General features: G+C 70.8%; 18 protein-coding genes. 7 read left to right on the top strand and 11 right to left on the bottom strand.

The features are described from left to right. Positions 1 to 7: 7 nt before the first annotated feature. A complete protein-coding gene (locus ACFPQ9_RS16470; RefSeq protein WP_380853365.1) occupies positions 8 to 727 on the bottom strand; it encodes a LuxR C-terminal-related transcriptional regulator in 720 nt (239 codons plus the stop codon). Next, positions 724 to 2,013, bottom strand: a complete 1,290-nt coding sequence (locus ACFPQ9_RS16475; RefSeq protein ID WP_380853367.1) for an ATP-binding protein — start codon at positions 2,011 to 2,013, stop codon at positions 724 to 726. Before ACFPQ9_RS16475 ends, ACFPQ9_RS16470 begins: the two co-directional genes overlap by 4 nt. A gap of 180 nt (positions 2,014 to 2,193) precedes the next feature. Between ACFPQ9_RS16475 and ACFPQ9_RS16480 the strand changes: the two genes are divergently transcribed. Together ACFPQ9_RS16480 and ACFPQ9_RS16485 are read left to right on the top strand one after the other, a co-directional pair. After that, positions 2,194 to 3,627 (top strand): PspC domain-containing protein, encoded by a 1,434-nt coding sequence (locus ACFPQ9_RS16480; RefSeq protein WP_380853369.1) that lies wholly within the window; start codon positions 2,194 to 2,196, stop codon positions 3,625 to 3,627. Further along, entirely contained in the window at positions 3,614 to 3,841 is a 228-nt protein-coding gene (locus tag ACFPQ9_RS16485; protein ID WP_380853371.1) for a hypothetical protein, read from the top strand. The genes ACFPQ9_RS16480 and ACFPQ9_RS16485 overlap by 14 nt, the downstream gene beginning before the upstream one ends. A gap of 6 nt (positions 3,842 to 3,847) precedes the next feature. Here ACFPQ9_RS16485 and ACFPQ9_RS16490 read toward each other — a convergent pair whose 3' ends face one another. Next, positions 3,848 to 4,384, bottom strand: a complete 537-nt coding sequence (locus ACFPQ9_RS16490; RefSeq protein WP_380853373.1) for a DoxX family protein — start codon at positions 4,382 to 4,384, stop codon at positions 3,848 to 3,850. A gap of 235 nt (positions 4,385 to 4,619) precedes the next feature. Between ACFPQ9_RS16490 and ACFPQ9_RS16495 the strand changes: the two genes are divergently transcribed. Further along, complete coding sequence (locus ACFPQ9_RS16495; protein ID WP_380853375.1) at positions 4,620 to 5,003, top strand: VOC family protein; 384 nt, start codon at positions 4,620 to 4,622, stop codon at positions 5,001 to 5,003. Between the two features lie 336 nt (positions 5,004 to 5,339). Here ACFPQ9_RS16495 and ACFPQ9_RS16500 read toward each other — a convergent pair whose 3' ends face one another. After that, positions 5,340 to 6,620 carry a hypothetical protein gene (locus ACFPQ9_RS16500; RefSeq protein ID WP_380853377.1) on the bottom strand — a complete coding sequence of 427 codons (1,281 nt, stop codon included), beginning with the start codon at positions 6,618 to 6,620 and terminating at the stop codon, positions 5,340 to 5,342. A gap of 329 nt (positions 6,621 to 6,949) precedes the next feature. On the opposite strand from ACFPQ9_RS16500, the gene ACFPQ9_RS16505 reads away from it, so the two are divergent. Then, entirely contained in the window at positions 6,950 to 7,834 is an 885-nt protein-coding gene (locus ACFPQ9_RS16505) for a DUF4429 domain-containing protein (protein WP_380853379.1), read from the top strand. 14 nt (positions 7,835 to 7,848) lie between these two features. On the opposite strand, the gene ACFPQ9_RS16510 is transcribed toward ACFPQ9_RS16505, so the two are convergent. Further along, the gene (locus tag ACFPQ9_RS16510; protein ID WP_380853381.1) at positions 7,849 to 8,655 is read right to left on the bottom strand and encodes a class II aldolase/adducin family protein; all 807 of its coding nucleotides are present in this window, start codon (positions 8,653 to 8,655) and stop codon (positions 7,849 to 7,851) included. Positions 8,656 to 8,797: 142 nt separating this feature from the next. Here ACFPQ9_RS16510 and ACFPQ9_RS16515 point away from each other — a divergent pair, with 142 nt between their 5' ends. Next, on the top strand, positions 8,798 to 9,280 hold the full coding sequence (locus ACFPQ9_RS16515) for a pyridoxamine 5'-phosphate oxidase family protein (RefSeq protein WP_380853383.1): 483 nt from the start codon (positions 8,798 to 8,800) through the stop codon (positions 9,278 to 9,280). A gap of 22 nt (positions 9,281 to 9,302) precedes the next feature. On the opposite strand, the gene guaA is transcribed toward ACFPQ9_RS16515, so the two are convergent. Then, positions 9,303 to 10,877 carry a glutamine-hydrolyzing GMP synthase gene (gene guaA, locus ACFPQ9_RS16520; RefSeq protein ID WP_380853385.1) on the bottom strand — a complete coding sequence of 525 codons (1,575 nt, stop codon included), beginning with the start codon at positions 10,875 to 10,877 and terminating at the stop codon, positions 9,303 to 9,305. A gap of 191 nt (positions 10,878 to 11,068) precedes the next feature. On the opposite strand from guaA, the gene ACFPQ9_RS16525 reads away from it, so the two are divergent. Then, positions 11,069 to 11,488 (top strand): chorismate mutase, encoded by a 420-nt coding sequence (locus ACFPQ9_RS16525; RefSeq protein ID WP_380853928.1) that lies wholly within the window; start codon positions 11,069 to 11,071, stop codon positions 11,486 to 11,488. Positions 11,489 to 11,992: 504 nt separating this feature from the next. Here ACFPQ9_RS16525 and ACFPQ9_RS16530 read toward each other — a convergent pair. Further along, complete coding sequence (locus ACFPQ9_RS16530; protein WP_380853387.1) at positions 11,993 to 13,114, bottom strand: hypothetical protein; 1,122 nt, start codon at positions 13,112 to 13,114, stop codon at positions 11,993 to 11,995. A gap of 246 nt (positions 13,115 to 13,360) precedes the next feature. Between ACFPQ9_RS16530 and ACFPQ9_RS16535 the strand changes: the two genes are divergently transcribed. Continuing rightward, on the top strand, positions 13,361 to 14,365 hold the full coding sequence (locus ACFPQ9_RS16535; RefSeq protein ID WP_380853389.1) for an LAETG motif-containing sortase-dependent surface protein: 1,005 nt from the start codon (positions 13,361 to 13,363) through the stop codon (positions 14,363 to 14,365). Positions 14,366 to 14,450: 85 nt separating this feature from the next. On the opposite strand, the gene ACFPQ9_RS16540 is transcribed toward ACFPQ9_RS16535, so the two are convergent. The 4 genes from ACFPQ9_RS16540 to ACFPQ9_RS16555 form a co-directional block, all read right to left on the bottom strand. After that, positions 14,451 to 16,229 (bottom strand): GMC family oxidoreductase N-terminal domain-containing protein, encoded by a 1,779-nt coding sequence (locus ACFPQ9_RS16540; RefSeq protein WP_380853391.1) that lies wholly within the window; start codon positions 16,227 to 16,229, stop codon positions 14,451 to 14,453. Between the two features lie 40 nt (positions 16,230 to 16,269). Next, positions 16,270 to 17,883 (bottom strand): succinic semialdehyde dehydrogenase, encoded by a 1,614-nt coding sequence (locus ACFPQ9_RS16545; protein ID WP_380853393.1) that lies wholly within the window; start codon positions 17,881 to 17,883, stop codon positions 16,270 to 16,272. Positions 17,884 to 18,014: 131 nt separating this feature from the next. Continuing rightward, a complete protein-coding gene (locus tag ACFPQ9_RS16550; RefSeq protein WP_380853395.1) occupies positions 18,015 to 19,706 on the bottom strand; it encodes a serine/threonine-protein kinase in 1,692 nt (563 codons plus the stop codon). Between the two features lie 38 nt (positions 19,707 to 19,744). Next, positions 19,745 to 21,421 carry a serine/threonine-protein kinase gene (locus ACFPQ9_RS16555; protein WP_380853397.1) on the bottom strand — a complete coding sequence of 559 codons (1,677 nt, stop codon included), beginning with the start codon at positions 21,419 to 21,421 and terminating at the stop codon, positions 19,745 to 19,747. Positions 21,422 to 21,436: the final 15 nt, after the last annotated feature.

Genomic DNA, 21,436 nt, shown 5'->3' on the forward strand with positions numbered 1-21,436 from the left:
CCCGCCCTCAGACCAGCCGCCGTGCCGTCGCCCACCGCGTCAGCTCGTGCCGGTTCGACAGCTGGAGCTTGCGCAGCACCGCCGACACATGGGACTCGACCGTCTTGACGGAGATGAACAGCTGCTTGGCGATCTCCTTGTACGCGTACCCCCGCGCGATCAGCCGCAGCACCTCCCGCTCGCGCTGGGTGAGGCGGTCGAGGTCCTCGTCGACCGGCGGCGCGTCCGTGGACGCGAACGCGTCCAGGACGAACCCGGCGAGGCGCGGCGAGAACACCGCGTCGCCGTCCTGGACGCGGAAGATGGAGTCGACCAGATCAGTCCCGGTGATCGTCTTCGTGACGTATCCGCGCGCACCGCCCCGGATCACTCCGATGACGTCCTCCGCGGCGTCCGAGACGGACAGCGCGAGGAAGCGGACGGGCTGTTCGGCGTCCGCCATCAACGGGGCGCAGCGGCGCAGCACTTCGACCCCGCCGCCGCCGGGGAGGTGCACATCGAGCAGGACGACCTCGGGTCGGGTCGCGGTGATGACCGTGACCGCCTGGTCGACGTCCGCGGCCTCGCCGACGACCTCGACACCGGTCTGCTCGGTCCGGCCGATCTCGGCCTGGACTCCCGTACGGAACATGCGGTGGTCGTCGACGAGGACCACGCGTACATGCCGGTCGGCAGCGCTCCCGCCGGTCGACTCCACGGGCTCGCTCGCCTCGGTCGGGTCGCTCATGACGTCTTCTCCGCCCTCTCCATCTCCAGCTCGACCTCCGTGCCGCCGTCGGGCACCGCCCGCAGCCGTGCCGTGCCGCCGTTGCGCTCCATGCGGCCGATGATCGATTCTCTGACGCCCATGCGGTCGGCGGGTATCGAATCGAGGTCGAAGCCCGGACCGCGGTCCCGGACGGACACGAAGACGGTCTTTCCCTCCACCTCGGCGTAGACCTGCACGGCGCCGCCCTCGCCACCGTACTTCGCGGCGTTCACCATCGCCTCGCGCGCGGCCTGCATCTGTGCGGCGATTCTCTCGTCGAGGGGGCAGTCGCCGACGACCACGACCTCTATGGGGACGCCGTGCTTGTCCTCCACCTCGGCGGCGTTGCGCCGCACCGCGTCGGCGAGGTTGGCGGGTTCGTCGGCCTCGTCCTTGCCGGTGCCCTCGGGCTTGTACAGCCAGGTGCGCAGGTCACGCTCCTGGGCGCGGGCGAGGCGGCGGACCTCGTTCGCGTTCTCGGCGTTGCGCTGGATCAGGGTCAGGGTGTGCAGCACAGAGTCATGGACGTGGGCGGCGACCTCGGCGCGCTCCTGGGCGCGGATGCGCATCAGGCGTTCCTCGGAGAGGTCCTGGGTCATCCGGACCAGGTACGGCCCCGCGAGCAGTGTTATACCGACGAGGACCGCGAGCGCCGCCTGGAGGACGGAGCCGAGGTGGGCGGCGGAGCCCTGGAGGACGAAGATGCCGGAGACGCCGGCCGTGACGAGGACGACGCCGCCCGCTGCCCGCAGCAGGCTGAGGGTGCGCCGGCGCCGTCCGACCTCCATCCAGCGGGCCCGCCTGGCGTTGTCCGCCTGTCGCCAGACCAGGGCGACGCCGGCGCCGACGAGGACGGCGGGCAGCAGATAGGCCTTGGCGCCGTTGCCCAGATCCACGCTGCCGACGAAGACCATCGCCACGGCCACCATGAGCAGCAGCGCGACGATCTGTCCCTTGTCCGGCTTGCGGGCCACGAGTCTGCGGCGGCCGTCGGACGCGGTCTCGGTGGTGAAGGGGGGCGGCCGCTGCGCGTCGACCCCGCCGAGGCCGAGCGGCACGAAGAACCAGAACGCGGCATACAGCAGCGCACCGAGGCCGTCCGCCATGAACAGGCCGACGAAGACGAGCCGCACCCAGATGACGGGCAGGCCGAGATGCCCGGCGAGCCCCCGCGCCACGCCCCCGAGCCAGCGTCCGTCACTGCTGCGGTAGAGCTTGCGCGGCGGCCGCGGTTCGGCGAGTGGCGCTGCTGCGGCTTCCGGCATGCCATCGATGTTCACACGCCCGGCCGAGCAGAGCATCAGGGTCGACCCCCTAGACTCCCCTGATCTTCGGCCCCCGCAGCCTCGCACGCTTCCCCCCTCCCTCACCTCAGGGCCGATATCAGGGTCCGACCAGGGTCATACCGACTCCCGCCGAGCCGACCCGCCCGTCACCATGGACACATGACTGATCACCAGCACGCCGCGGACTCCGTGCCCGAGCCGGACGACGCGCCCACCGCGGGCACGCCGACCGGCCCGGCACCCGCGAGCGCCGCGGGTGAGGAACCGCGCGCACAGGCGGGCGCGGAGACAGCGGCGCCCGACGAAGCGGGCGCACTCGCCCCGCCGCACAGGTTCCGGCGCGACCGCCGGAACAAGATGCTGGCCGGCGTCTGTGCCGGCCTGGGCCGGCAGTGCGACATGGACCCGGTGTTCTTCCGGATCACCCTCGCCGTGCTCTCCGCGACCGGCGGCATAGGCCTCATCTTCTACGGCTTCGCCTGGCTCTTCGTCCCGTACGACGACGAGGACGAGAACGAGGTGCGCAAGCTGCTGACCGGCCGCGTCGACGGCCAGGCGCTGACCGCCGTGCTGTTCGCTCTGGTCGGCTGCGGCGTGTTCCTGACGCTGCTGAACAACGGCGGTGTGCTGGCCTTCGCCGTCGTCCTCTCCCTCCTCGTGGCCGGCGCCGGCTACTGGTCACGGCACCGCGGCACCCCCGACCCGGACCCGCTCGCCGCCCAGGCCGTCGCGGACGCCCCGCCGGAGGCGCAGGCTCCGCCGGTCCCCGCCGCCTACCCCTCCTGGTGGCGCGACCCGATCGTCAAGGACGGCACGCACGAGGGCGGCACCGGCTATCTCTGGGGCCCGCGCGACTCCCGCGAACGCGACATCGCGGCGGCCGTCAATATCGGCCTCGGCGGCGCCTGGAGCAGCCGCCAGGACATACAGGCCCGCCGCTCCCCGCAGCCCAAGCCCCGGGGCCCCCGCTGGATCGGCGGCTGGGTGTTCCTGCTGGCCCTCCTCGCCGGCGCCCTCGGCACGGGCGCCACCTGGGAGGACCAGGCGCTCGGCACCAGCCTCCAGACGGGTCTGGCCTGCGCGCTGCTGGTCATAGGTCTGGGCATCGCGATCAGCGCGTTCCTGGGCCGCACGGGAGCAGGCTCCGTCTTCCTGGCGATCATCACCGCCGGCCTGCTGGCCGCCTCGGCCGCCCTGCCCAAGGACATCGGCACCCACTGGATCGAAAAGGACTGGCGCCCCGCGGCCGTGGCGGACGTACAGAACAAGTACGACCTGGGCACCGGTGTGGGCACCCTCGACCTGACCCGGCTGAACCTGTCGAAGACACAAACCGTCACGACGCGGGCCGACGTGGGCGTAGGCCGACTCAAGGTGATCGTCCCGAAGGACGCGACCGTGAAGGTGAGCATCGACGTGGGCGTGGGAGACATCCAGCTGCCGGGCGAGAACAAGGAGGACGTGGACGTGGCACCGGGCAAGCACAAGGAGCTGACCTTGAACCCGCCCACGGGCACCAAGAGCGCGGGCACGCTGGACATCGATCTGAGCGTCGGCGTCGGACAGGCGGAGGTGAGCCGTGCTACGTCATGAGTTCCAGCCCGGAAGGCTGGTGGCCGGCGCCTTCCTGACCATCGCGGGCATCGTCTACGCCGGAGACGCGGGCGACGCCTGGGAGACCCCGTGGTTCACGGTGATCCCCTTGGTCATAGGCGGCCTGTGCCTGGCAGGCGCGACAGCACTACTGGCCCGGTCCATACGCAAGCACCGCGGATCCCCCCAAACCCCACCACCCCCACGCCCCTGACGAGACCTACCGGTATCCGCCCCCACCCAACCGCTGCCGTCGCCGCCCCCGCAACACGGCATCCAGCGACAGAAGGGGTGCACCCGCGAGCACGAGCGGCAGCCAAGCCATCAGATAGGCGAGGTCATTGCCGTAGTAGTACGGATCGGAGGCCCAGCTCACCGTCAGCCACAGACTCAGGGAGATCAACGCCCCGCCGAGCGCCGCCAGACGGGCGAACAGCCCGATGAGAGTGCCGATCCCGACGGCCAGCTCACCGAACGCGATGGCGTAACCGAAGGCCACCGGGTTGTCCAGGGCCATGTCCACCATGGCCGGGATGGCCGAGGAGTCCCGGACGGCACGCATCATGTCGCCGATCGAGCCCGCCCCGGAGTCCTTCATGAAGGCGCTGTCCGTGAGCTTGTCCAGCCCCGCGTAGATAAAGGTGACGCCGAGGAAGATGCGGAGCGGAAGCAGGGCGTAACGGGTGGCGGTGTCCCGCCAGCCCCGGTCGCCGTCGAGGTAAGGGGGGTGCGTGTCCGTGTGCATACCGTGAGTCATCGCCCGTAGCCGCCTCTCGCCCGCCGTGCCGTGACCCCTCAAGCGACGATACGTACGCAATCGCCGCGCCGCTCAACCATGCAGCCCGTATTCTCCGCCGCCCCGCCCCCGCTGAAAACCCCGCGCCCCCACCAACCTCACCAAAATCCCACGCCCCCGACCGACGCAACGACGGTCGACGTGACTTGCACGATTCCGATGGCGAACCACATCACGCTCAGTCAGGCTGACCTGCATGGTCTCGGTGGTGCAGAACGTGGCGATTGACTGTTCGGATCCCTATGAGCTGGCCCGTTTCTGGAGTGAGGTGACCGGTTGTCCGCTGCATCCGCAGACCAGACAGGGCGACCGGGAAACCCAGGTGATGCTTCCGGAGGGCCCAATGCTGTACTTCAACCAGGTGCCGGAACCAAAAACGATCAAGAACCGCCTCCACCTGTGCCTGCGTCCGACAACCTCGCGCGAAGAAGAGATCGAGCGCCTCATGACCCTCGGAGCGACCCTGGTCACTGACCTCCGAGAGCCCAACGGCGCAGGCTGGGCGGTCCTGGCCGACCCTGAAGGCAACGAGTTCTGCGTCCTGCGCAGCGAGTCCGACCGCGCCGCGACGTCCCCCTGAGACCAGACCCCCCACCGGACAGCCGCATGCAGACCGGAGACGGACGCACCCCCACACACCCGCACCCGCCCACGGCGGCAAGGGGCCGTGCCGGGGGGTGTCCGCCCGCAGCGGCCGGCGTCAAAAAGCAGCACCGCCCGAGCCACAGCAACCGCCGGACCGAGGACGGACACCCCCCGGCACGGCCCCGACCCACAATGCACCCGCAGGCGCTAGGCGCACCCCCACCGCACCCGCACAGGCGCCGCAGGCATCCGCACCCCCACCGCACCCGCACAGGCGCCGCAGGCATCCGCACCCCCACCGCACCCGCACAGGCCGCCGCAGGCACGCCTCTCACTCGGTCACATCGATCACGTACCGATTCGTCTCGACGCCCACCGCGGTAACCACCTGCACCTCAACCCTCCCCGGCTCCACATCCGCCGGCACAGGCACCGTCAGCACCGCATCCGTCGGATTGCTGAACCCCCCGGCCACCGGCACCAACGGCACATGTACATGCACCGCCCCGATCCGCACCACCATCCGCGACAGCCGATCGGCCCCCTGCGCCCCGGGCGGCACAAACCCGGCCCCTCGGATCTCGATGTCGTCCCCGGTCCGGATCGGCGCGTCCAGATCGCCCGCCTCCCGCGCCCGCACCACGGACAGAATGACCGGCCGACCCCCCTCGGCATACTTCCCGGCCAGATACGTGGCCGCCGACACCAGCACCACCACCGCCAACCCCCACGGCAGATCCGGCAACTGATCCGGCCGCCGCCCCAACCGCACCGCGGCGAACAGCAGCGCAACCCCGCCGATCACCACGTACTGAATGTCCGCGAACGATCCCCGCCCCGCGTCATCCGTCAGCAGATCAGCCGCCCGGGGCCGATGCGCCCGTACCTTCTGCAACCGCTGCCCGAGCACCCGCACCCCGACCACCCGCCGCACCAGCACCGCGATCGCACACACCACGGCGAGCACGGTCACCACGCCCGCCCCCCGCGCCAGTTCGAGCCCCGCGAGCAGCGCATCGCGCTCCTCGTGCCCGGACGCCGCGGCCAACCGCCCCACCAGCACGAGCACGGCGTACGCCACGAACAGCACCCACGCCCCGGCCACCGCCCGCGACGTCGACAGCCGGTTGTCCTCACCGATCACCGGCGCCAGCGCACCACCGCGCGCCCGGTGAAACCACGACGCCGCCGTCAGCGCCCCGGCCGTCACCACGGCCGCCAGCAGCCCGGCGGTACGCGCCGCGGTCCACCCCGCGCCGATCGCCGTGAGCGCCTGCACCAGCAGCAGCGCGACCACGAGTCCCCAGACCACGCACGCCGTACGCCACCACAGCCGCGCGAGCCACGCGTCGCCCTCGGCCCGCCCGCGCTCGGCAACGAGTTCCGCCGACTGCGTCAGCTCCTCGGACACCCACTGCCGGGAGGCCGACACCGAGTGCGCCACCGCGGCCGGCAGCCCCTGCCCGGCGGCGAACCCGTCCCGCTTCAGCAGGAATTCGGCGACCGCCCGCCGATGCCCCGCACGTGCCCCGTGCGGACAGTCCCCACAGGTGCAGCCGCCCCCGTGCGCGCCCGTCACCGCGCCGCCCTGTCCAGCCTCCTGCACCGCCACGCCCGACGCCCGCCTTCCTCGATTCCCGAGAACTTCCCGAGAATTCCCCGACCCACAGCCCGCATGCCACAACCTGACCACCGCGCGGTCGCAAGGGTCCCCTTGACCTCATGGCCTTATAACCCACAACCCCACCACCGGCAGCCGCATCTCACATACCGGCCACCGCCGATTCCGCCGACCGCCCGCACCGCGGACCATCGAAGCCCACAACTCCCGTACGACGACAGCGAATTGTGCCGTACGCCACCCGCCACCCGCCCGGCAGGTCCGGTCGACGCGGGTGATGAGAACACCCCCCGTGTTGACCCGGCTGCGAGAATTTCTCCATGGCCGAGATCATCCAGCGCGACGGGACCTGGGCCTTCGACGGCACAACGGTCCGGATCACGCCGGGCCTCCACCGCTCCGTGCCCCTGTTCCGGCAGACGTACGGAGAGATCGCCGTGCCCCTCGAAGCCGTCGCGAGCATCGTCTTCGAGCCCGAACGCAAGCGCGGCCGGCTGCGGATGCGGCTGCGCGAGGGCGCCGACCCGCTGCTCCACGCGACCGGTGGCAGGCTGCCGGACACGGCGGATCCGTACCGGCTGGCGGTGGACATCGACCGTGCCGGGGTCGCCGAGTACGTCGCCGAGGAGATCCGCCGCGCGCTGCTCCTGGACCAGATCCCCAAGGACCCGACCCGGGCCTATCTCCTTCCCGGCCCACCGGTGCCGGTCTCCGTCCGCTCCTCCGACGGCACGGTCTCCTTCGACGGCACACAGGTGCGGATCGACTGGTCCGACACCTCCGACCGGGTCAAACGGGCGACCGGCCCGCGGATCATCAACGTGGGCGACCTGGTCCAGATCGAGTGGCTGCCCAACTCCGGCTACGAGGACGGCTTCCTGCGCTTCGTGACCCGCGAGACGGTGTTCTCCAAACTGCCGCCGGAGAAGGACCCGTACGCCCTGGATCTGTGGGGCAGCGCCCGCCGCGACCTGCTGACGGCCCTGGTGGCCACCGCGATCACCGCCCGGCTGCCGCACCCGTCCACCCGCACGGGCATCGACCGCACCGACCGCCCCCAGCTCGCGGCAGCCGTACCGCCTCCGGCCGATCACCACGACGTACTCCTGCGCCGGCTCCGGGAGTTGGGCGAGCTGCATCGCGACGGCGTCCTCACGGACGAGGAGTTCGCGATGACGAAGGCCGTGGTCCTGCGAGGCTTCTGATCAGCGCCTGCCGGTCAGCTCAGCAGATCCGGCTCACTGCGGCTGATGTCCTGCCACAGCGGCTGATAGTTGATCCACGCCACCAGATCCCCGCCCAGCTGCTCCCGGGTCGCGACGGCCTGCCGATGCTCGATCAGGACCGGGCGCCCCGCCGCCCTGGCGGTCAGCTGGACCTGGCAGGACCGTTCCATCGACAGGAACCACCAGGCCGCCGCGTCCACGGAGTCGCCGACGGTGAGCAGCCCGTGGTTGCGCAGGACGAGCGCCTTGTGGGAGTCGAGCGCGGTCGCGATGCGCCTGCCCTCCATGGCGTCGACGGCGACGCCGGTGTAGGCGTCGTAGAGCGCGTGGTCCTCGTAGAAGGCGCAGCTCTCCTGGGTGATCGGGTCGAGCAGGTCGCCCAGCGCCGCGAGGGCCCGGCCGTGCACCGAGTGGCAGTGGGCGACCGCGACGACGTCGGGACGGGCGGCGTGGACCTGGGAGTGCACGGTGAACGCCGCCTGGTTGACGTGATAGCGGCCCTCTATCACCTGGCCCTCGGAGTTGGCGAGGACCAGGTCGCTGACGGTGACGTGCCGGAACGGCATCCCGAACGGGTTGACCCAGAAGCAGTCGCTGAACTCGGGGTCGCGTGCGGTGATGTGTCCGGAGACCCCGTCCTCGAACCCGAGCCGCCCGAAGATCCGCAGCGCGCCCGCGAGCCGCTCCTTGCGATGCCGGCGCTCGTCCTCGACCGACTCGTGCATGGGCGGCATCGCGAACCGCAGCTGGTCGGTCGGCAGCGGCGACGGTGGAATGGGCCCGAGGGGCGTCCCGTGCATCTGTCCTCCAGCACTGGGTTGCTTACGGGGCGGAAGTTACCGTCGGTCAGTGCAGGAGAACAGAGATGTTCGGTAAAGATCCCATCCCCCGCACAGCGGAAACCGGACAGAAGATGTCGGGTATGGGCGCCAGACTGGCCGTATGACAGTGAACTGGGCAGCTTTCACCGCGGCGGAACCTGACCTCGCCCGCACCGCCGAGGAACGCTTCGGCGCTTTCACGCACCACGTCCTCGCCACCCTCCGCAAGGACGGCTCGCCCCGCACCACCGGTCTGGAGGTCCGCTTCCTGAACGGCGAGCTGTGGCTCGGCATGATGCCGGACTCGCTCAAGGCCCTCGACCTGCGCCGCGACCCGCGCTTCGCGCTGCAGGCGAACCCCGGGGAGGGCCAGTCCATGGGCGGCGGCGACGTGCGGATCGCCGGGCGGGCGATCGAGGTCGAGGACCCGGCGCTGAGGGCCGCATACACCGAAGAGGTGGAACCCCCGGAGTCGTCCGAGCCGTTCCACCTCTTCCGCACCGAGCTCACCGAGGTCGTGAGGACCTACGTCGAGGACGACAAGTACCTGGTCGTCCAGATCTGGCAGCCCGGCGTGCCCCTGCGCACGATCAAGCGCACCTAGGGCACAGGAGAGCCCTGAGGGCCTACTCCCACTCGATGGTGCCCGGCGGCTTCGAGGTCACGTCGAGGACGACACGATTGACGTCCCGCACCTCGTTGGTGATCCGGGTCGAGATCCGCGCGAGGACGTCGTACGGCAGTCGCGACCAGTCGGCGGTCATCGCGTCCTCGGACGAGACGGGCCGCAGGACGATCGGGTGGCCGTAGGTCCGCCCGTCACCCTGCACGCCCACGCTGCGGACGTCCGCGAGCAGGACCACCGGGCACTGCCAGATGTCGCGGTCGAGGCCGGCCGCGGTGAGCTCCTCGCGGGCGATGGCGTCGGCCTCGCGCAGCAGGTCCAGGCGCTCCTTGTTCACCTCGCCGACGATGCGGATGCCGAGGCCGGGGCCGGGGAACGGCTGGCGCTGGACGATCTCCTCCGGGAGCCCGAGCTCCTGGCCGACCATCCGGACCTCGTCCTTGAACAGCTGGCGCAGCGGCTCGACGAGCTCGAACTCGATGTCGTCGGGGAGGCCGCCCACGTTGTGGTGGGACTTGATGTTGGCGGTGCCGGTGCCGCCGCCGGACTCGACGATGTCCGGGTAGAGGGTGCCCTGCACGAGGAAGGCGACCTCGGGACCCTCCTCCTGGAGGATCTCCAGCTGCGCCTGCTCGAAGACGCGGATGAACTCGCGGCCGATGATCTTCCGCTTCTCCTCGGGGTCGGAGACCCCGGCCAGCGCCTTGAGGAACCGCTCCTCGGCGTCCACGACCTTCAGCTGTACGCCGGTCGCGGCCACGAAGTCCTTCTCGACCTGCTCGGTCTCGCCCTTGCGCATCAGGCCGTGGTCGACGTACACGCAGGTCAGCTGGGAGCCGATGGCCTTCTGGACGAGGGCGGCGGCGACGGCGGAGTCCACGCCGCCGGACAGGCCGCAGATGGCGCGCTTGTCGCCGACCTGCTCGCGGATGGCCGCGACCTGCTCCTCGATGACGTTGCCGGTCGTCCAGTCCGGCTTCAGGCCCGCGCCCCGGTACAGGAAGTGCTCCAGCACCTGCTGTCCGTGGGTGGAGTGCATGACCTCGGGGTGGTACTGGACGCCGTAGAGCTTCTTCTCGTCGTTCTCGAAGGCCGCGACCGGGACGACGTCCGTGGACGCGGTGACGGCGAAGCCCTCGGGGGCGGCGGAGCAGGCGTCGCCGTGCGACATCCACACGTGCTGCTCGTCCGGCGTGCCCTCGAACAGGGTGGAGGACGACTTCGACACATGCAGGTCGGTGCGGCCGTACTCACGGGCGCCGGTGTTGTCGACGGTGCCGCCGAGGGAGCGCGCCATCAGCTGGAAGCCGTAGCACATGCCGAACACGGGGACGCCGGCCTCGAAGATCTCGCGGTCGAGGCCGGGGGCGCCCTCCTCGTACACGGACGAGGGGCCGCCGGAGAGGATGATCGCCGCCGGGTTCTTGGCGAGCATCTCCGCCACCGGCATGGTGCTCGGCACGATCTCGCTGTAGACCCGGGCCTCGCGGACGCGACGGGCGATGAGCTGGGCGTACTGCGCGCCGAAGTCGACGACCAGGACGGTGTCGGGGGCGGCGGGGTTCGCTGATGACACGGGTTGCCTTCCGGCGTTGAGCGAGGTGTGTGTGGGGCCGAGTCTACCGGGATCCGCCGGGCCGCCCTCGGGGCAAGCCCTGTCTCAGGATCCGAACCGGCTTGGACACCCGCGCGCCGCGCGGCATACTGACCCCATGCTCACGCACACGACCTTCCTCTTTACCTATGGCACCCGGCCCGCCGGCTGCCATGGTCGTGCCGCTTGAGCGACTGACAAGCGACTTCCCAGGCGCCCCGGGCCGACAAGGCCCGGGGCGCCTGTCGTTTTCCGGGTCCTGTCGCTCCGGGGCTCCCACCGCCGCACCACGAGACCGACGAGGAGCCCCCATGACCGCGACCGATGTGACCGGTGCCCGTACCCCCGAGGCCGCCGACGTGATCACCGGCGCCCGCGAGCGCATCGACTCACTGGACGACCGGATCATCGGTCTGATCCAGGAACGCATGGCCGTGTCGGCCGTGATCCAGGAGGCGCGGATCGCCTCCGGCGGCCGGCGCGTGAACCTCTCCCGGGAGATGGACGTGCTCGGCCACTACAGGGACGCCCTGGGCAAGCCGGGCACGGCCCTGGCCATGACACTGCTGGAGCTGTGCCGCGGTCGCATCTGAGTTCGGCCGCCCTCTCACCCGTACGGCGCGTGACGCCCCCCGTACCGCTTCGTTGGTATCGGTGTCCGTGCCAGCCAGGGGCGGGCCCGACAGAACCACGCGTGGCTCGCTGGAGCGATGAGGCGGACGGATCACGCCGTGCGCCGTGGGACCTCGCTCCAGGAAAGTGACCGGACGGCAGGGGACAGCAGCCCGGTCACCCCAGAGAACGGTCGGCTCCGGGGACGCCCGGGGCCGGCCGGCGGAAGGGGCGGGAAGCAGTCCCACCGCCGACCCCGTCGACCACGGCCTCACCGCTTCGGATCCCGCCGCGGACAACCGGAACGCGGCCACCAGGACCAGCGGCGCAACCCCCCGGCGCCGCTCCCAGGCACCGACGCTGCCCTGACGTCGGTGCTGACCAAGGAAGGGCCCCGCGGCTCCGCCCCGCGGGGCCCTTCTCATGCCGGACGGTTCATGCAGGTCCGTTCCACCCGGTCGGCTCGTGCCGCCCGTCGGGCGTTCTCAGGTGCGTGAGACGGTGCCGCAGTCTTCCTCGGCCCCGTTCAGTTCCCTGCTGCGGTCGTACGGATCGAACGCCTCGCCGGAGGACTCCGGGCCGGACATCAGGTCTGCCTGGAACTGCGGGCGGATGATGCCGTCACCGAGCCGGCAGTCGTCGTTTGAGATCTCACCGTCGATGGCGTACACCCAGATACGGCCGTCGGTGCCCTGGTACTTGGCGGGGTCCGAGACGTCGACCTCGACGATCCGGCGCACGATGGCACGGGAGATCTCGGTGCCGCCACCGGCCTTGGCCAGCGGATACACGAAGGTGTAGTCGGCCCGGATCAGCGCCTTGCCGGCGGTGTCACCGGGTTCGACGGTCATCCTGCCGCGGACCTTCACCTCGGTGCCCACGAGCTCGACCTCATCGGGGTCGAAGCGGGTGAAGGTCCAGGTGGGGTCGTTCTTCACCGTGGGATGACGCAGCGCGGAGCGCAGGTCGGCCAGGTAGTCCTTCTGCAGCGGGTCGACGAGCCCCAGCGCGGTCTTCGGTTCGGCGCCGTACAGCACCTCGCGGTCGAGGTTGGAGGCGACCACGAACTCCTTCGTCCTCCGCAGGGCCGCCTCGATCCGCTCGGCGGAGACACCGCCGACGGCCTTGGCCTTCGGGACCTCGATGGCGGCCGCGCCGGAGGCCCAGCGGTCGGCCGGGGAGCCGGTGAACGGCCGCTGCCGGGTGGGGAGTCCGGCGGCGTCGGCGGGCGCGCCGCTGGGCCGGCTCGTCTCGGGGGCCAGCGGCGAGGCCGGGGGCCCGGCCGGCTCGGAGCCCCAACCGCCGGGCAGGACGGCGGACGGCTTGAGGGCGATGACGGCCACCCCGACGGCCAGCAGGACGCCGAGTGCGCTCCAGACCTTGCGGCGGCGCGCGGCGCGGCCGTTCATCTCCTGCCAGGCGGGGCCGGTGCGCCAGCCTGGGGGTTCCTCGCCCCGGGCGTCCTGCTGCCGCAGTCGTTCGGTCACCATCCGGGCCCGCGCGGACGGTTCCTTCGGAGCGGCGCGCTGGTCGCGCTCGGCGTCCTGGACGAACTTCTGCCAAGCCTCGTCGGATATGGACGAGTCCTCGGACGGCTTGTCGGTCACGGCGGTGTGCGCTTCCTCTCAGTGGGCTGTCGGCCGGCTGAGCGTACGTCAGTTCCGAGCCCCCAAGATCAGGCCCTCGCCTGTGACTCAGGCCACATAAAAAATCTGTTAGTGAGCGCACAACCTTTCACCCCTGTCACCGATCAAACCCTGCGACTCAAGGGCCACAGCCGCGCCCCACACGCGGAGGCCTCCCTGATAGCGCGTGCTGCGGTGTCGCAGCACTCCGGACTTTCCGAGGTCTTCATGAAGCTTCGCCGTGCACTGGCCGCCGCGGCCACGACGGCCGTCATAGCGCCGATCGCCCTGCTGTCGGCACCGGCCGCGTTCGCCACGGACGAGACCACCTCGACACCGACGGTGTCGGAAAGCACGCCGGCCGCGGAGGAGAGCACCCCCGCCGCCGAGGAGAGCACGCCCGCCGCGGAGGAGTCGACCCCGGCCGCGGAGGAGAGCACGCCGGCCGCCGAGGAGTCGACCCCCGCCGCCGAGGAGAGCACGCCCGCCCCGGAGACGAGCGAGACCAGCCCGGCCCCCGAGGAGAGCACCACCGCTCCGGAGGAGTCGGAGACCCCCGACCCCGAGCCGTCGGTGTGCGAGGACTCCAAGGTCGACGTCAGCTACAGCGGCCTGCCCGGCAAGATCGCCGCGGGCAGCGGCTGGCACAAGTTCTCGCTGAACGTGCTCAACAGCTCCGACTCGGCCCTGCAGGACCTCGACTTCTTCGCCGGGGCCTCCTCCGACGCGGACGGCATGGAGCTGTTCCGCAGCAAGCAGGTCGAGCTCCAGGCCTGGGACCCCCAGAACAAGGTCTGGGTGACCCTCAGCGAGGACGGTTACGCGGTCGGCTACGTCGGCTACACCGACGAGCTCAAGCCCGACTACGAGGTCAACATCCCGATGCGGATCAACGTGAAGTCCAGCGCCCCGGTCGGCGCCGGCTTCACGCTCGGCGCGACCATCTACGGCGATGCCGAGGGCGAGTGCGTCGGCTTCGGCGATGTCGCGTACAAGTTCCAGATCGTGGCCGCCGGAACCGACACGGACGGCACCAAGCCGCAGGAGGGTGGCAAGGCCCCTGTCACGGACAAGGAGCCGAGCAGCAACACGCCCGAGGTCACCGGCAACCTCGCCGAGACCGGCTCCAGCTCCAACCTTCCGGTCATCGGCACCATCGGTGGCATCGCCATCGTCGCCGGCGCCGGCGTCGTGTTCGCGATGAAGCGCCGCAAGGTGGGCGCGGAGGCGTAAGCCTCAGCAGAGCTGCACGCAAGAAACAGAGAAGGACCTGCGCTCGGAGGGGGGTGCAGGTCCTTCTCGGTTTTTCCTTGAGTCGCTACTTCTTCGGCGGCACCGCCGGTATCCCCAGGAACGGCAGCTTCAGCGCGCCGAACGCCTCCGCCGGGACCGCGGGGGACTTCGGCTCGACCGGGTTGAGGCGCTCGTACGCCGCTCCCTGTGCCGGGCGCTGGTCGGCCTCGCCGTTGTTGGGCCAGTACGACATCGCCCGCTCGGCCTGCGCCGTGATCGTCAGCGACGGGTTGACGCCGAGGTTGGCCGACACCGCAGCCCCGTCGACGACCGAGATGCCCGGGTGGCCGTACAGCCGGTGGTACGGGTCGATGACGCCGGTCTCCGGCGAGTCGCCGATCGGGCAGCCGCCGAGGAAGTGGGCGGTGAGCGGGGTGCCCATCAGCTCGCCGACGTTGGAGCCGGCGAAGCCGTTGATGTCGGCGGCGATCGCGGACGCGGCCTCCGAAGCGGCCTTGATCTGCTTGGGGTTGGGGGCGCCATGGCCCTGGCGTGCGGTCAGCAGGCCCTTGCCGACGCCGTCCGGCTTCAGATACGTCGTCAGCGAGTTGTCCAGCGACTGCATGACCAGGCCGATGATGGTCCGCTCCGACCAGCGGCGGTTGGACAGGGAGCGCAGCATCATCATCGGGTGCCGGACCGCGTTCGCCAGCCAGCCCGCGACCCGCGAGGAGCCCTCCGCGTAGGGGACCTGGAGGATCGACAGGCCGCCCATCGAGTTGGAGCCCTTGCCGTAGCGGACCGGCTCGATGTGGGTGTTCTCGTCCGGATGGATCGAGGACGTGATGGCGACGCCGCGCGTGAAGTCGACCTTCGCCTCGCCCGTGGCCTTGCGGTAGCGCCGGTTGTCGGTCTGCGCGCCGACCAGGGCCTCGGAGTTGGTGCGGGTCAGCTCGCCCAGCTTCGGGGAGAGGTACGGGAGTTGACCGCCCGCCTTCATACGGTGCAGGAGGGTCTGGGTGCCGTACGTACCGGCCGCGATCACTACGCGGCGGGCCTTGAACAGCCTGTCCTCGCCCTTCTTCTTCCCGTCGGTCGGCAGGGTCGCCACCGCGTAGCCGCCCTGCGAGTCGTCGGTGATCGAGACGACCGTCGTCATGGGGTGGACGACCGCGCCGGCCTTCTCGGCGAGGTAGAGGTAGTTCTCGTTCAGGGTGTTCTTCGCGCCGTGCCGGCAGCCCGTCATGCACTCACCGCACTCGGTGCACGCCTTGCGCGCCGGGCCGGCTCCGCCGAAGTACGGGTCGGCCGCCTCCTGCCCCGGCCCGACCTGGGTCTCGCCCTCGGCGTCCTTGCCGTCCCCGAAGAACACGCCGACCGGCGCCATGTGGAAGCTGTCACCGACGCCCATCTTCTCGGCGGCCGACTTCAGATGGACGTCGGAGGGGGTCATCGTCGGGTTGAGCCGTACGCCGAGCATGCGCTGCGCCTGGTCGTAGTACGGCTTCAACTCCTCCTGCCAGTCGGTGATGGCCCGCCACTGGGGGTCGTCGAAGAAGGCCTTCGGCGGTACGTAGAGGGTGTTGGCGTAGTTGAGGGAACCGCCGCCGACACCCGCGCCGGCCAGGACCATGACGTTGCCCAGCAGGTGGATGCGCTGGATGCCGTACATGCCGAGTTTCGGCGCCCAGAGGTAGTTCTTGAGGTCCCAGGAGTTCTTGGGCAGGGCCTCGCGGGTCCAGCGGCGGCCGGCCTCCAGGACGCCTACGCGGTAGCCCTTCTCGGTGAGACGCAGGGCGGTGACGGAGCCGCCGAAGCCGGAGCCGACGACGATCACGTCGTAGTCATAGGTGTCCTGTGGCACGTGCTCTCCTCGTTGAGAACAGGGTTCTTGAACGCGGTTCTTACTTGAAGCGCAGGGCCTTCATGAGCCGCAGGCTCCGGCTCATGAACTGCGCGTACTTCTCGTCGTCCATGCCCAGCGACGGCGCCATCGGCAGCAGCCGCTGCTGGGCGACCGTCTGGGCCTCCGTGTACTTGAGGATGCCCTCGGAGCCGTGGCGGCGGCCGAGGCCGGAGTCCTTCATGCCGCCCATGGGCGACTGGACGCTGCCGTACGCGGGCGCGTAGCCCTCGTTGACGTTGACCGTGCCGGTGCGCAGGCGGGCGGCGACCGCGCGGCCGCGGCCACCGTCCTTCGTCCAGACCGACGAGTTGAGGCCGTACGGCGTGGAGTTGGCGTGCTCGACCGCCTCGTCCTCGGTCTTGAAGCGGTAGATGGAGACGACCGGGCCGAACGTCTCCTCGGCGCAGACGCTCATCTCCGGCGCGACGTCGTCGAGGATCGTCGGCTCGAAGAAGTACGGGCCGATGTCGGGGCGTGCCACACCGCCGGCGACGAGCTTCGCGCCCTTCGCCACTGCCTCCTCCACATGCCGGGTGACGGTCTCCAGCTGGCGCTCGCCGACCAGGGAGCCCATGTCGGCGCCGTAGGCGAGGGACGTGCCGAGCCGCATCGCCTTGGTGCGGGCGGCGAAGCGCTCCACGAAGGCGTCGGCGATCGACTCGTGGACGTACAACCGCTCGATGGAGATGCACAGTTGGCCGGCGGAGGAGAAGCAGGCGCGGACGGCGCCAGCGGCGGCCTTCTCGATGTCGGCGTCCTCAAGGACCAGCATGGCGTTCTTGCCGCCGAGTTCCAGGGAGACACCGACCAGCCGGGCGGCCGCGCCCTGGGCGACCTGGCGGCCGGTGCGGGTGGAGCCGGTGAAGGAGACGTAGTCGGCGTGCTTGACGACCTCGGGGCCGACGACCGGGCCCTCGCCGAGGACGACCTGGAAGACGTCGGCGGGCAGCCCGGCCTCGATCAGCAGGTCACGGGCCCACAGGGCGGTCAGGCAGGTCTCGGTGTCGGGCTTCATGACGACCGCGTTGCCCGCGACGAACGCCGGGAGCGCGTCACCGACGGACAGCTCCAGGGGGTAGTTCCAGGGGGCGATCTGGCCGACGACGCCGCGCGGGTGGCGCAGTTCGGTGACACGGGTGAGCGTGGGCATGGCGCCCGCGTGCCGCTTGGGCTTCAAATACGCGGGTGCCTTACGGCCGTAGTGGCGGGCCGCGACGGCGACGGCCTGCACCTCCTCGTGCGCGTGCAGCCTGGCCTTGCCGGTCTCCAGCTGGATGAGATCGAGGACCTCGGCCTGGCGCTCCAGCACCAGGTCGTGGAACCGGAGCAGGACGGCGGCGCGCCGGCGCACCGGGACCTGGCCCCAGACGGCCTGCGCCTTACGGGCCGCCTCGAAGGCCTGCTCCACGTCCTCGGGCGTGGATTCCGGCAGGTCGGCCAGCTTCTCGCCGGTGAACGGCGTGTGGTTCGCGGTACGGCCGGAGCCGGCCACGCCCTTGGTGAGCTGGGCCACCAGCTCCGGCGTGACCACGTCGGCGGCGGTACGGGCGCCCTGCGGGGCGGGGGCGAGGGGGTTGGTGCCGGTCTTGGCCGGGGCCTGCGCGTCCGTCATGAGGCGCAGAGTATGCCGGAGCCGGGGCTTTGTGTACCCGTCGGTAACGGGGATTCACCGAGTGCTCACATGACGCCAGTGTCCACTGGCAACAAACGCACTGATCAGGGCGTTGCCACGGCGTCGCCGGATCACTCGATCTCGAGTCGGTCACGGGCGCCCTTGAAGACCGCGGTGCCCTTCTTCTCCGTGGGCGTGCCCTTGGGCATGTCGACACGCAGCTCGTACATGCGGTCGTCGCCGGTGACGATGATCAGCTGCATGACGCGGCTCGGGGACTCCGCCATGTCGTACGTGGTGTCGGAGAGGACGGCGTCATAGCCCTTGAAGGTGGTGCGGGTGGACTGGGTGCTCGCGTCGTGGTTGTAGCTGTCCCAGGTCTCGTGCGCCTCCTGTGCCTGGTCGAGGAGGGGGCGGGGCGACTTGTCCCACTGAGTGAGGCGGACCTGGACGAGGCCGATGTCGTAGACGACGAGCCGGGGCTGGTCGGTGGCGCTGCCCTGGCGCGCGGCCTCCTTGTACTCGGCGGGCAGGTGGAGCACGGCGCCCATGTCCCGCTCCCGGTGCTCGGTCCAGCCGCCGGGGGCGGGCGTCGTCGCCGGGGCCGCCGGGGCCGAGTTGTAGGTGGGGTTCATCTCCTTGGCCTCACCGCTGTTGTCGACGCGGAAGGAGGCAGCGGTGAACCAGGTGCCAGCGACGAGGAGAACACCGAGGACGGCCACGGGGACGGGGCGCAGGAGGCGGGAGCGGCGTGGGGGTTTCGCGTTGGGGGTGGAGGTGGTTGCCGAGTTGGCAGCCGCCGGTTCGGGGGCGGGCTCAGCCCCGTCCGGCTCGGTCTCGGGCGTGGGTACGGCGTCGGACCTCGGCTCCGCTGCCGACTCGCCCGTCAGCCGTACGGTCCCGGCGTCCTCGGAGAACTCCCGTAGCGCGGAGGCGTCCTGAGGTCCCGACGCGGCCGCCGCCCCGGAGGGCTCCGGCACCGGCCAGCCCTTGACGACCGCCTCCAGAGCCGCACCGACCTCGTCCGCGTCGGGCCGTTGCCCGGGGTCCTTCACCAGCAGGCGCACGATCAGGGACCCGAGCGGCCCCGCCTGCTTCGGCTCGGGCGGTTCGGCGGCGAGGATCGCGGCGAGCGTCGACTCCAGGGTCGTACGGCGAAAGGGCGACCAGCCCTCCACCGCGGCGTACAGCAGCACGCCCAGCGACCACAGGTCCGAGGCGGGTCCTGCGCCACGGCCGGACATCCGCTCGGGGGCGATGAACTCCAGGGAGCCGACGAACTCGCCGCTGACCGTGAGGGATTCCTCGCCCTGGATGTGGGCGATGCCGAAGTCGGTGAGGACGACCCGGCGGTGCGGGCCGAGCAGGACGTTGGCGGGCTTGACGTCGCGGTGGACGATGCCGACGGTGTGCGCGGCGCGCAGGGCACCGAGGACCTCGATGCCGATGCGGGCCGCCTCGGGCGCCTCCACGGGGCCGCGCTTGAGGACCTCGTGCAGGGACTCGCCCCGGACCAGTTCCATGACGATCCACGGCAGTCCGTCCTCCTCCACGACGACGTCGTGGATGGAGACGGCGGCCGGATGGTCGACCCGTGCGGCGGCGCGGGCCTCGCGGTAGAGCCGGTTGGCGGCCCGCTGATGGGCGGCGTCCTCGGGGTCTCCGGGTAACCGCGGCTGCTTGACGGCGACTTCGCGGTCCACAAGCTCGTCGAGCGCCCGCCAGACGGTGCCCATGCCGCCGGAGCCGATGCGTTCGACCAGGCGGTAACGCCCCCCGATCACACGCCCGTTGGATCCGGTGCGGCCACCGTCTTCGCTCATGTCCCATGCCTACCTTGCGAGGTGGGCACTTCGCCAGTTCAGAGCTTGCCGATCTCCAGGTTCGCGATGGCCGTCCGCGCGACCTCGCGTCCGCGGTCGGTGAAGTCGCCCTTGCCGGGGTAGCTGATCGTCACCTTGTACATGTCGCCCGCCGTGGTCTTGTAGTAGAAGATCTTCAGCTCGCGAGGGCGCGGGTTCTGGGAGTCCTCGGTGGTGTACACGACCGTGTTCTCTGCGGACTGCTTGCCCTGGTACGTGGTCTGCTTCGTGTCGGTCCGAGGGCCTTCGGGCATGGCGAGGTCGTAGCTGCCCTGCTCCTTGAACACCTCGTTGTCGGCGTACATCTCGGCCGCGGCGGAGTTCTTGATCTGGTTCGATGTGTCCTCGGACTTGCGGGCCAGTTTCACACCGATCCAGATGCTGCCGCTCCAGTCGGAGTAGGTGACCCAGTTCTTGTCGGTGTCGTCGGCGTCCGGCTTGGTGAGCTGGTAGGCCGCGGGCACCTTCAGGGTCACACCCAGCTTCGGGTGCGCTCGCTGCGTCCAGCCGTCCGGCGTGGACCCCGCGAACGGATCCGCGACCACCAGATACGCCGCCACCGCCCCGGCGACGATCGCCGCCCCGATGCCGAGCAGTGCCTTGGGCCCGAGATGGATGCCGGACTTGACGCCGTCAGGTATCCGTACGACCTGGGTGGCTGCCTGCACCGGCGGGTTGGCGGCCTGTTCCAGCAGCGCACGCGTCTGCGCGGCGTTCGGGCGGCGGGCCGGGTCCTTCTGGAGGAGGCCGTTGATGGCCTCGGCGAGCGGGCCCTTCGCGGAGGCGGGCGCCGCGGGCACGGCGTTCAGGACCGACTGGAGGGTCGCCGGGGTGTTGCTGCGGCGGAACGGCGAGACGCCCTCCGTCGCCGCGTACAGCACGACGCCCAGGGACCACAGGTCGCTGGCCGGTCCGGGGCGCTGGCCCAGCACCCGCTCCGGCGCGATGTACTCGGGCGAACCGACGAAGCCGCCGGTGTCGGTCAGATTGGTCTCGCCCTCGATCTGGGCGATGCCGAAGTCGGTGAGGACGACGCGCTCGTGGCGGCCGAGCATGACGTTGTCCGGCTTGACGTCGCGGTGCAGGATGCCCGCCGCGTGGGCGGCCTCCAGCGCGCCGAGCACCTCGAGGCCGATTCTCGCCGCGTCCCTCGCCCCGAGCGTGCCCTCCTGCAACGCGTCGCCCAGCGAACGGCCCTGGACCAGCTCCATCACGATCCATGGCCGGCCGTCCACGACGGCGACGTCATGGACGTTGACGACGGCCGGGTGGTCGAGCCGGGCCGCGGCGCGTGCCTCGCGGCGCATCCGCTCGTAGGCGTTGGCGCGTTCCCGTTCGGGAAGGTGATCCGGTACGCGGGGCTCCTTCACCGCGACCTCGCGGTCCACCGTCTCGTCCTTGGCCCGCCAGACCGTGCCCATACCGCCGTGCCCGAGCTTGGCCAGCAGCCGGTAGCGGCCGGCTATCAGCCGACCGGTGCCGGGGTCAGGAGCCGGCGCGGCGGCCGTTTGCGGGGCAGGGGCAGTTTGCGGAGCGGGGGCGGCCGTTTGCGGGGTGGGGGCCGCGTATGGATTGTCCGGGTGCGGGACGTGGCCCTGCGGATTGGGCTGCGGTGGTTGCAGGTCAAAGCTCGTCGGCTCGTCGGACCGGTAAGGGGCTCCCCCGTTGCTGCTCATGGCTCCATGCATATC

Source organism: Streptomyces coerulescens, from assembly GCF_042657965.1.
In the GTDB taxonomy this organism is placed as follows: domain Bacteria; phylum Actinomycetota; class Actinomycetes; order Streptomycetales; family Streptomycetaceae; genus Streptomyces; species Streptomyces coerulescens.